Consider the following 10,414-nt stretch of genomic DNA (forward strand, 5'->3'; position numbering starts at 1 on the left):
TTCCACATCCCCCGACACGACGTCTCATCCAGCCATCATCGCGAATTGCGTTCAGAGGCAATGAACCTGTGGGCAAAGATCGCTCGGGCATGAACCGTCATAGTGCAAGCGGGCTACGACTGCCGCGTGCCCGTTAAGTTTACGATGCCTCGGCAATGCCTTCTGGATGCCGAAGTACGTTCCCCTCACGTTGATAGAGAAGGTCCGGTCGAACATGTCGACTGAAGTGTCCCGGAAGGCGGCATAGGCAAAGACACCGGCATTCGCGAAATAGACGTCGATGCTGCCGAAAAGGTCCTTTGCAAGAGCCACGAGTCTGTCGTGATCGTCGAGGCTGGCGATATCGCCGACGAAACCCACGGCGTCGTGGCCGGTTGCCCGAGCCGCCTCGTCGACCGCCTCGCGTCTGCGCCCGGTGAGGATCACCTTGGCGCCCTCTTTGGCGAACAGTTTCGCTGACTCCAGCCCAATGCCGCTGTTGCCCCCGGTGATCACCGCGACTTTGCCCTCGAGTTTACCCATGTTGACTTCTCCATCGCCCTAAACAGAGAGGGCACCAATAACCTGAACCATAGTTCGACTTATTCGTAATATCGAACGATGGTTCATGTTGTCAACAGCTGTGCTTTCCGTCACAAGGGTCACATGACGTACATGCTCCCCAATCGCCCGCAGTCCATCGGATGACGCGTACCCGACCCGAGCGGGCCGATAAGGCGCGCAACCGAGCACGCATCCTTGCCTCAGCCAGTGAGGCATTTGCGATATCGGGCCTTGATGTCCAGATGGACGAAATTGCCGTGAGGGCAGGCGTAGGCGTCGGCACGCTTTATGGTCACTTCGCCACGAAAGACGCTCTTATGCTTGCGCTAATCGAGCGCAAATATAAGATGTTGCTCGATATCGCACAGGTAGGTGTGCGTCGTGACGACGCTGAACCATTTGATATCCTTGCCGATGTTCTTCGTCAGAGTGCGGCAATTACTGCCGCTGATGCTGGCACACGCGATGCGCTGATGAGAGCTGACGAAGCTATGCTGGCTGCCATTGCCGAAACTATCGCTAATTTGAGCGATACAGTGCAGCTCTTGATTGATAGGGCTCAAGCATCAAATGCGGTGCGAAGTGACCTCACGGCCAATGACATTTCGCTTCTCATGCATGGCGTTGCTGCGACTATGGGTTATCCCAATCGGGATTGGCGTCGCTTTATCGAGTTGGCTCTCGACGGGATAAGAGCTTCGTCAGGACCAAAAACGTAACAACACAGCCAAAAGCCTGTGAAAGGCGGCCAATCACGTATTTCGAGATCAACAAGCAAAGACCGTGGGGCTTTTTTCGGCGAGCGCGTAGCTGCGTTCGTTTGAATCCGCCGAAGCGAACCCATCCGAGCACGCCTCGTGGAGATTTTCAGCTCAAAAGCCGGGCGAGCGCAAGTGCATCTCGACGGTTCGTCTTCACCCTGTCGCCCGGGTTCCTTGGAATCAATGATGGAGCGACAACCATACATTCATGGTCTATGATCTGCCATGGCTGTAACAAAGCGGTCTATCAAAGGCCGAATTCCGCACATTTGTTGATCCCCGCACCAACGTTCCAGCGCAGTGATACCGTGCATGCGCATTCTCCTTAGGTTATTGATTGTGGGATGGGGCCTTAACTGAGCTCTAACTAGCCTCGGGTAATGCCTTCGCGCGCACTCAGGGCGTCCAACTCGTCCCAGAGGATCTGGGGAATGTCATGCTCTGCCAGGACCTGCAACTCGCCAACCCGTGTTCGGGCCGAAACTCCGACTACCGTTGCCGCAATCCTTGCGTCACGCAGGGAGAACTGCAGGGCCGCCGCCGCAAGTGGAACATTGTGCCGCTTGCAGATGGCTTCCATTTCGAGGGCTAAGGATAGTACATGCGCTTCTGCTTTCGCATAGGCATAGCGAGTGGTGTTGCCTGGCCCCTTGACAAGAATACCACCGCCAAACGGCGCTGCATTAAGGAATGGGACCTTTGCGACGTTGCAGGCAGTGATAAGCTCATCGGCTGTCCGGTCGAGCAGCGTATAGCGGTTGTGGCTGAGCAAGACGTCGAATACGCCGGTGTCGAGATACCGACGCAGCTCTACGAGATCGCCGGTGGCAATGCCGATGGCCCCCGCACCACCCTCCGCCTTGATGTTTTGAAGGGTTTCAACAACACCGCCCGGTGCCATCGCTGTGCTGAAATCCACATGAAACTCGGGATCATGCAGATGGAGGATGTGAAAGCTGGAGAGGCCTAGCCGGTGGGCACTTTCTTCCACCGAGCGCCGCACGCGATCGCCGGAGAATTCACCCGTGACAGGGTCTGCGTCCACTTTGGTGGCCAACACCACGCCTTGGGGAAGGCCTCCCCATTCCGCGAGAACCTCCCCGATCAACTTCTCTGCAGTGCCGCCGCCATAGTTGTTGGATGTATCGAGGAAATTGAACGGACCTTCAAGTGCCGCTCGAATCGCATCCCGCGCCTGTTCGGCGTCAACACTATAGCCATAGACGGAAGGCATGCTGGAAAGCGGGCTAGTGCCGATGCAAATCGGCGTTACAGACAGGCCGGTATTGCCCAGAGCGCGATGATACATGGAAGATTCCTTGGTTATTGGTTCCAAAGCGCGGCAAGGATGCCGCGCCAATGAGTACCAAGTGTTAAGAAGCGTTGCCGGCCTTAGATCGGCGAGCCGACTCGTGCGCCTTGATGGTCGAAGAGATGCATGAGGTCTGCTTGGGGCTTGATCTTGATGGCTTCCCCCGGCCTCGCGGTGATACGCTCCCGAAAGACGGCCACGGCTGACTGGCGCCGATACGCATCACCACCTGTGTTTCTGATCCTGTCGGCTCGACCACAACAACGTCCGCTGAAACGCCCGCCTCATCCAAGTGAAAATGTTCGGGACGAATGCAGTAGTGCGCGCGAGGATTGGGAATCGCAGCGGCAGACTGACGCCGTCCAAAGTCACAAAGGACTTGTTGAAATTTGGTCCGTGCACCAATGCTTAAGCCAGTTCGATGATGCTACAGCCATAGGCGGGGAGCCTCATGCGGCCTGCCTTCACCTGCGCGTCGCCGAGCAGATCGGTGCCCTTTGGAATATTCGGCACCTCTGCCGGCTCGCCCAGCGTGTTGAGGATGAACAGCAGGCGGCGGTCCTTGTTCTCGCGGATGGTCGCTTCGACGCCGGCCGGCATGTCGGCGATGAGCGGCACGATACCGGCGGGCGCCAGCACCTGATCGACCAGCACCTCGACCAGAGCATCGCTGAGGTACGTGCCTAGGTAGATCACATTGCCCTTGCCGACCTTGCGCGACGTTATCGCGGCTTGGCCCTCGGCGAAGCGGCTGGCCCAGCTGCCGACAACCTCCGTGCCGGGCGCGACGTTAAGCAGCTCATAAAGATGCGCCGCCGTCACCCGCGCATTCCCGATCTTGAGCTCGTATTGGCGGCTCGCCGACGTCGCCGGCAGCTTCTTGCGCACCGTGTTGGCGCCGAAGCGGCCGCCATGCTCGAACAGGCCGTCGCCGCCGATCGGCGCCAGCAAACCGAACTCCTCGACCGTGACCCCGGCCAGGGCCGAGAGCGTCTTGCCCGGCGAGGTGTCGCGGATGACGTGGTTGTTAACGTCGCGTGATCCGGTGCGGCCGCCCAGGATTACCGTTCCACCCGCTTTAGCGAAGGCCTCGATCCGCGCCGTCCATGCATCGGTCCATTTCAGCCAATGCGGCACGTAGAGCGCCTTGAGCTTGCTGAGATCATCCTCGGGATGGATGAAGCCGCAGGCGATGTTGTGGCGGTAGCAATAGCGGTGCAGCAGCGTCGCATCGTCCTGCGGGCTCGGCATGCCGATGGGGTAGGAGCGGTGCATCTCCTGGTTGTCGAAATCTGATCCGGCGATGCCCAAATCCATGCGCACATGCGTGCCGAGGATCTTGTCCATGAGCGCCGTGACCTCACCCGCAAACTGCTTGGCCTCGTCATAGCGGCGCCGCGGGATGTCGTCGTGATCGATGATGCCCATCCAATAGATCTCGGCGCCGAAATGCGCCGGCCGCCAGCGGAAGAACATCACGCCATCGGCTCCGCGCGCCACTGACGTATAGGCCATGCGGCGCATCTCGCCGGGTTCGGGCGTCAGCGTTGAGAAGTTCGGCTGCGCACCGAAGCCCGATTGCTGCTCGGGCACGATAAAGTTGCCGGTGAAGCCGCGGCATATGTCGAGTTGCAGCGCCTGCCCCTCGCCGACGCCGCCGACCCGCTGCATCTCGTCATGGAGATGCGGGTAGATGTCAAAGCCGAGAAAATCGAGATCGGTCGAGAACTCGCCGCGGAAGTCGATGTCGTCGATCCGCCCCAGATTGTGGAAGACGAACCAGTCTGGATTGGTGGCGCGCAGGATCAGCACCTGATCGTGCTGGAACCGCGCCGTGACGAAGGCAAGGAAACGGTGATAGTCGATCAGATGGGTCGGCCCGACCGGGGCAGGGGCGTAGTCGAGGGGTAGCACCACTTGATCGAAATCGTCGTAGGCGGTGGCCCAGAAATTTCCGCCCCACGCATCGTTGAGCGCGGCGATGGTCTTGTACTTGTCCTTTAGGAAGGCCTGAAACTCGGCCAAAGTCACCGAACCGTAGGACAGCGATCCAGAGGTATTGAACTCATTGTCCGTCTGCCAGCCGATGATGTGCGAATTGCCGCGATAATGCTGGGCCATCGCTTCAGTAATGCGCTTCGAATGTTCACGGAACGCGCCGCTCGCAAGATTAGCGTGCTGGCGCGAGCCATGGCTCATGGCGCGGCCATTGGCATCGACGCGCAAAACTTCGGGATAACGCACCGTCAGCCAGCGCGGCGGCGTCGCCGTCGGTGTGCACATGATGGTCTTGATGCCAGCCTTGCCCAGCACATCTATGGCGCGGTCGAACAAATCAAAGTCGAACGTCCCCTCATGCGGCTCGATAATATTCCAGGCAAATTCCGCAAGTCGCACCGCATTGAAGCCCGCGGCTGCCATGCGATCGGCGTCGCGCTGCAAATAGCTCTCATCGACTTGCTCCGGGTAATGCGGGGTACCGACGAGGAAAGTGTCGGTTGCGATCGGCCGCCAGACAGAGAGCGGCGCGGATTTCGAGGCAGTCGTCATAGTCGGAAAACTCCAGGGGATAGTTTATTTGATGGCCCCGGCGGTGAGGCCGCCCTGCCAGAACCGTTGCAGCAGCAGGAAAACTACAATGACGGGGATGATGCTGACCAGCGCGCCGGTGATGATGATCGAGAACAGCACCTGCCCGCCGCCACCGCCCTGCTGCGCGAGCTGATACCAGGTCGCAAGGCCCACAGTGATCGGCTGATACTCCGGCGAGCGCAGCACGATGAGCGGCAGGAAGTAATTGTTCCAGGTCCCGACGAAGGAGAGCAGCGCCACGGTCACCATGCCCGGCGCCACCAGCGGCAGCACGATAGCGCGGAAGATCACGAACTCGCCGGCGCCTTCGATACGCGCTGCGTCGATCAGTTCGTTGTCGAGGCCCTGCTCGATATAGACGCGCATCAGATAGACGCCGATCGGCGAGATCATCGAGGGCAGGATCACGCCCAGCGGATTGTCGCTGAGTCCCGAAAGCGCCAGCAGCAGGAAGGTGGGCACGACCAGGGCCGTCTGCGGGATCATCACAGCGCCCAAGACCAGCGCAAACAACAGATTGCGGCCGACGAATTTGAATTTGGCTAACGCATAGCCTGCCGCGGTAGCCAGGATCGCGGCACCGAGCCCGGCGATGGTCGCATAGAGCAGGCTGTTGAACATCCAGCGCATGAAGATGCCGTTGTCGCGCGCCAGCAGATCGCGCAGATTCTGCCAAAGGTTGAACTCGGTGCCGAAGCCGAAGCCGAACGTGGTGAACAGGTCGCCATTCGTCTTCGTTGCTGATAGGACCAGATAGACCAGCGGCATGAAGCTGTAGAGGAGGAACAGTGACAGCAGCAGCGTGAGGATGATCCGCGAGCGCCGCCGTTCGCCGAGCCGGCGCTTGGCAGCTTTGAAAGTAGCGATGTCGGTGGTCGCAGTCATCATTGCTCCGGCCGACGGCGGTTGGTGATCAGGGTGAAGACATAGGAGGCACCGGCGATCACGATGCCAAGCACGAACGAGACGGCTGCCGCATAGCCATACTGCTGGTTCGAAGTCGCCAGCGAATAGGCATAGAGGTTCGGCGTGTAGCTCGAATTGATGGTGTTTCTGGCGAGCGCGCGCATCAAATATGGCTCATTGAACAGCTGTAGTGTGCCGTTGATCGAAAAGATGATGGTCAGCAGAATCGCGGGCCACAGCAGCGGCAGCTGGATCAGCCGCGCAAATTGCCAGGGCGAGGCGCCTTCCACCCGCGCGGCCTCGCCGAGGTCCGACGGGATCGCCTTCAGCGCGGCGTAGTAGATCACCATGTTGTAGCCAACATATTCCCACGTCACGATATTGGCCAATGAGAAGATCATCGCGCCTGGCGACAGGAAGTCCGGCGGCGGCAGATTGAACGCCTTGGCCATCTGCGTGAACGGGCCGAAGGTGGGGCCGTAGAGATAACCCCAGATGATCGTCGCGATCACGCTCGGAACGGCGTAGGGGAGGAAGAAGCCGAGCCGGAAGACGCCCTTGGCATAGACCTGACCACGGTCGAGCACGATGGCAAACAACAGCGCCAGGCCCAGCATGATCGGCATTTGCACGATGCCGAACAAAACGAGGTTCCATACGCCGCCCCAGAATTTGGCGTCTCCCATGACCTTGATGTAGCTGGCTGCACCTGCGAATTGCCGCCCGCCCACCAGCGTGTCACGATAGAGGCTTATATAGAATGCATAAACCAGCGGCGCGACGATGAAGGCGCCAAACAGCAGCAAGAAGGGCGCCAGGAACAGATAGGGCGCGAGCTTTTGTGACGTAAAACCGCCCGATCGCGCTGGGCGCGTCGCTACGGCTGGCGAATTCGGCAATGCAATGCTCCCCCGTCAGGCAAGATGAAGAGATCGGGCGCGCAGATCATGCGCGCCCGGCCGTTGCCCGGGAGAACTCAGACTACGGTGAAGCCTTGTTCCTTCGCGTAGGTGACCACGGTGTCCTGGATGCGGTCGAACGCATCCGACAACGTGCCCTTGCCGCCGATCGAGGCGCCGAATTCATCGGACATCGACTGGTACAAGAAGCTTTGGAACGGGCTCCACTCAAATGGCGTCACAGCATTCGCCGATTTGGCGAACACTTCGTTCACCGCCTGGCCGCCGTAGAAATCCATCTTGTTGCCCGCCCATTCCGGGCTTGACAGCAGCGCGGAGGTACAGGGGAAGAAGAATTGCTTGGTGGTGTAGAGCATTGTGGCTTCGGGATTCGTGGTCAGCCAAATCGCGACTTCGGCGGCCTCGGGCAGATGCTGGGTCGATTTCATAACAGCCAGCGATGAGCCACCCCAATTGCCGGTCGCGAACTTGCTCGTGTCCCACTGCGGCAGATCGGCGGCACGCCAGTGGCCCGCGCTGGTCTTGGCGAACGAGGTCAGGAACACTGGACCCCAGCCCGCAGTGAGCCAGGTGGCATAGCGGCCCGTGTCGAGGCCGGTGTACCACTCATTGTTGAACCCCGGCTTGGTCTCGATGACACCCGCGGTAATAAGGTCCTGCCAATAGGCGGCGAAGTCCTTAGAAATCTTGTCGTTGATGTTGATCGCGAGCTTGTCGCCATCGCGGCTGACGGGCTTCCAGCCCATCGGCCACAGCAGAGCAGTGACCCAGTCGCCTGAGCTGAACAGCGCGTCGGTGATGAACACATTCGGATCGGCCGCATGGATCTTCTTGGCCGCGTCGGCAAACTCGGCCCAGGTGGTGGGCGGCGTGATCCCCTGCTTGTCGAAGATGTCCTTGCGATAAAGCATCGCCATCGGACCGGTATCCTGCGGCATGGCGTTGACCACATCGCCCTTGGCGACCTGCTTCCACGTGGCTTCGGGGAACTCGCCCTTATGGGCATTGGCGTACTGGCCGATGTCGGCGAAGGCGTTGACCTGGCGGAAGCTCTCGAGGTGCTGGTATTCGATTTGGACAACGTCGGGCAGGCCGCTGCCCGCCTGCAGGCCCGCACGAACCGCCTGATACTCCGGGTCGCCCTGACCGGCATTAACGAGTTCGATGTGGATGCCCGGATGCGCGGCGTTGAACATGTCTACCTGAAGCTGGAGATTCGGCACCCACGACCACAGAAGCACCTTGACGGGCTCGGCACCGCGAACTGCCGCCGGCAGGGCAGCTACCGCAACGCTCGCGCCCGCAACTTTCAAGAAGTCACGACGCTGCATCGTCCGCCCAAGCGGATTGAAAATCTTTGTCATTGAAGTCCTCCCACGAAAGATACACTCCCACACGATGCAGGGAATATGTTTTCTTTCAGTTAGAAAGTTAATGCGAGATCCCTTCGCTGTCAATCGCGATCGATTGATCTTTAGTCACGAGGCTGTCGGCAGGGTTGAGCGTCGTCGCATCGAGCACCAGGCGCACCGCTCCAAGCACGATGTCGCGGTGCCCCAGCGCGCCTATCACGAGGCGCGGCGGGTCGTACACATTGTCCTTGAGGCGATGCCGCAGCACATCGAGCACCAGATCACCGCCGCCGACGACCCGGCCCGCCAGCACGATGATTTCGGGGTTCATGAAGGCTGCAACACTGCCCACCGCCATCGTCGCATAGTCGAGCAGTTCGGTCACGACTGGGGCGATTTTGCCCGCCTGCCGGTCGGTGACGGCAGCCAGGCTGAGCTTCCCCGCCGCATACTGCGTGTTGGCCTCTTCGAGCATCTTGGTCGCCTGTTCGGGGATGCCGAAAAAGCGCAGCGATTGCTTGTCTCCCAGATGTTCGAACGGCCGCCCGGTGAGGAGGGGGTCATCGAGATACCAGCCGAGCTCGCCCGCCGCATGCGAGTGCCCGCCATAGAGCTTGCCCTCGATCATGACGCCGGCGCCGGCACCGGGCCCGATCGAAAGGCTCACGACGCTGTCGGCGCCACGCCCGGCCCCGAATCCCCATTCACCCACGGCGGCGAGGTTGCGCCCGTTCTCGACGACGATGGGCATCTGAAAATGTTCGCTGAGCCGCGCCCGCAACGGCATGTCGCGCCAGCCGAGCCCGAGAGTCAGCACCACTTCGCCCTCTGGCTGCCTGACGATCGAGGGCAGGCCAATGCCGATGCCGCGAATGGTCTGGCCGCGCGGGCGGGGGGCCGCCATCAGCCGGCGGATCAGGCCGACCAGCTTTTCGAAATTGCGCTCGCCATCATCGTCGGCCCTCTCGTGCATTTCTGTCTGCACGACGCCTTCGAGATTGGCCACGGCGCCGTAGAACTCGCCCTTGCCGGCCTCGATGCCGATGATCGCATGCGCCGCACCGCGGAACTTGATGCGCGCCCGCGGCCGGCCCCGCGGCGTCTCGTCGAAGCCGTCATAGGCGACCAGATCCTCGGCGATCAGATCCTCGATCACGCGCATCACCGTGGGCAGGCTGATGTTCAGCCGCTCGGCGAGGCTCGATGGCGAAATCACCCCTTCGGTGCGGATCAGATCCACTGCGGCCGACCGGTTCAGGCGGCGCAAAAGGCTCGATGTCGTTGACAGTCGCTTCATCGGACGGGCCAGTTTCTACTAGGCCGGCGCACCGGCAACGGGCGTCGGCATAAACCAAAATCGACCGCGAGTCCGTCTTTTTTTGCTGCTGGGTCGTTCGGCCTCACGCCGCCGCGCCGGGTGGCACCAGCGATTGCGACTGCAGTTCGATGATCGTCCGCCGCTCCGGAGTCAGCCGCGCCAGCATCGCTTCGCTGATCTTGAACGGATAGCGAAAACGCCCCCAGCTCGGGCCGTAGCGATAGACCGCCATGCGGCGCTGGCCGGGGTTCACCCGCTCGGCCGAGCCATGTATGATCGCATCGACGAAACTCAGCGCATCGCCCGCTCTGAGATGGTATTTGATGGCAGCTTCGATGCCTTCCATCGACCAGTCCCAGCTGGCCTGCGCTGCGGATGCCGGAAGTTCGATTTGGGGCTGGGGAATCCAATGTGCTTCATTCTCTCCCCGGGCCAGGCGAGCGGCTATATGACCGAACTGCTCCGTTGGCTTCTCGACGGCGCGTCGCAAAGATTTTCGGGGGCACAATTATCCATGGACGGTGTCATTTTCATGCTTTGTTAACTTTTTGAAGTCCGAAGGGCATCGTAAACTTAACGGGCACGCGGCAGTCGTAGCCCGCTTGCACTATGACGGTTCATGCCCGAGCGATCTTTGCCCACAGGTTCATTGCCTCTGAACGCAATTCGCGATGATGGCTGGATGAGACGTCGTGTCGGGGGATGTGGAA

General features: G+C 60.4%; 10 protein-coding genes and 2 pseudogenes. 2 read left to right on the forward strand and 10 right to left on the reverse strand.

Annotation, left to right across the window (positions count from 1 at the left end):
- A pseudogene (locus tag AC1DYF_RS39280) lies at nt 1-93 on the forward strand (IS6 family transposase); the annotation flags it as partial.
- Here the strand turns inward: AC1DYF_RS39280 and AC1DYF_RS39285 are convergent.
- Nucleotides 52-522, reverse strand: coding sequence for an SDR family NAD(P)-dependent oxidoreductase (locus tag AC1DYF_RS39285; RefSeq protein ID WP_477884229.1), 471 nt, complete (start codon nt 520-522; stop codon nt 52-54). The pseudogene AC1DYF_RS39280 and the gene AC1DYF_RS39285 overlap by 42 nt on opposite strands.
- A 161-nt stretch (nt 523-683) precedes the next feature.
- On the opposite strand from AC1DYF_RS39285, the gene AC1DYF_RS39290 reads away from it, so the two are divergent.
- Nucleotides 684-1,262, forward strand: a complete 579-nt coding sequence (locus AC1DYF_RS39290; RefSeq protein WP_477884231.1) for a TetR/AcrR family transcriptional regulator — start codon at nt 684-686, stop codon at nt 1,260-1,262.
- 409 nt (nt 1,263-1,671) lie between these two features.
- Here the strand turns inward: AC1DYF_RS39290 and AC1DYF_RS39295 are convergent, their stop codons facing one another.
- The 9 genes and pseudogenes from AC1DYF_RS39295 to AC1DYF_RS39335 all read right to left on the reverse strand — a co-directional run.
- On the reverse strand, nt 1,672-2,613 hold the full coding sequence (locus AC1DYF_RS39295) for an aldo/keto reductase (RefSeq protein WP_477884233.1): 942 nt from the start codon (nt 2,611-2,613) through the stop codon (nt 1,672-1,674).
- Between the two features lie 64 nt (nt 2,614-2,677).
- Nucleotides 2,678-3,022 (reverse strand): TOBE domain-containing protein, encoded by a 345-nt coding sequence (locus tag AC1DYF_RS39300; RefSeq protein ID WP_477884246.1) that lies wholly within the window; start codon nt 3,020-3,022, stop codon nt 2,678-2,680.
- Between the two features lie 2 nt (nt 3,023-3,024).
- Nucleotides 3,025-5,166 carry a beta-galactosidase gene (locus AC1DYF_RS39305; RefSeq protein ID WP_477884235.1) on the reverse strand — a complete coding sequence of 714 codons (2,142 nt, stop codon included), beginning with the start codon at nt 5,164-5,166 and terminating at the stop codon, nt 3,025-3,027.
- A gap of 24 nt (nt 5,167-5,190) precedes the next feature.
- Complete coding sequence (locus tag AC1DYF_RS39310; protein ID WP_477884237.1) at nt 5,191-6,093, reverse strand: carbohydrate ABC transporter permease; 903 nt, start codon at nt 6,091-6,093, stop codon at nt 5,191-5,193.
- Complete coding sequence (locus tag AC1DYF_RS39315; protein ID WP_477884239.1) at nt 6,093-7,013, reverse strand: carbohydrate ABC transporter permease; 921 nt, start codon at nt 7,011-7,013, stop codon at nt 6,093-6,095. Before AC1DYF_RS39315 ends, AC1DYF_RS39310 begins: the two co-directional genes overlap by 1 nt.
- A gap of 77 nt (nt 7,014-7,090) precedes the next feature.
- Nucleotides 7,091-8,398: an ABC transporter substrate-binding protein gene (locus tag AC1DYF_RS39320; protein WP_477884241.1), complete on the reverse strand. Its 1,308-nt coding sequence runs from the start codon at nt 8,396-8,398 to the stop codon at nt 7,091-7,093.
- Between the two features lie 67 nt (nt 8,399-8,465).
- A complete protein-coding gene (locus AC1DYF_RS39325; RefSeq protein ID WP_477884243.1) occupies nt 8,466-9,626 on the reverse strand; it encodes an ROK family transcriptional regulator in 1,161 nt (386 codons plus the stop codon).
- A gap of 160 nt (nt 9,627-9,786) precedes the next feature.
- Nucleotides 9,787-10,050 carry a hypothetical protein gene (locus tag AC1DYF_RS39330; RefSeq protein ID WP_477884244.1) on the reverse strand — a complete coding sequence of 88 codons (264 nt, stop codon included), beginning with the start codon at nt 10,048-10,050 and terminating at the stop codon, nt 9,787-9,789.
- A gap of 271 nt (nt 10,051-10,321) precedes the next feature.
- Nucleotides 10,322-10,414 (reverse strand): annotated as a pseudogene (locus AC1DYF_RS39335) (IS6 family transposase); the annotation flags it as partial.

The organism is Rhizobium sp. P2_G9 (assembly GCF_056403475.1).

What these genes read in the sequence shown, in the direction of transcription:
- AC1DYF_RS39285 (WP_477884229.1), bottom strand. Translation starts at nt 522, where the DNA reads ATGGGTAAACTCGAGGGCAAAGTCGCGGTGATCACCGGGGGCAACAGC.
- AC1DYF_RS39320 (WP_477884241.1), bottom strand. Translation starts at nt 8,398, where the DNA reads ATGACAAAGATTTTCAATCCGCTTGGGCGGACGATGCAGCGTCGTGAC.
- AC1DYF_RS39305 (WP_477884235.1), bottom strand. Translation starts at nt 5,166, where the DNA reads ATGACGACTGCCTCGAAATCCGCGCCGCTCTCTGTCTGGCGGCCGATC.
- AC1DYF_RS39310 (WP_477884237.1), bottom strand. Translation starts at nt 6,093, where the DNA reads ATGACTGCGACCACCGACATCGCTACTTTCAAAGCTGCCAAGCGCCGG.
- AC1DYF_RS39290 (WP_477884231.1), top strand. Translation starts at nt 684, where the DNA reads ATGACGCGTACCCGACCCGAGCGGGCCGATAAGGCGCGCAACCGAGCA.
- AC1DYF_RS39295 (WP_477884233.1), bottom strand. Translation starts at nt 2,613, where the DNA reads ATGTATCATCGCGCTCTGGGCAATACCGGCCTGTCTGTAACGCCGATT.
- AC1DYF_RS39330 (WP_477884244.1), bottom strand. Translation starts at nt 10,050, where the DNA reads ATGGAAGGCATCGAAGCTGCCATCAAATACCATCTCAGAGCGGGCGAT.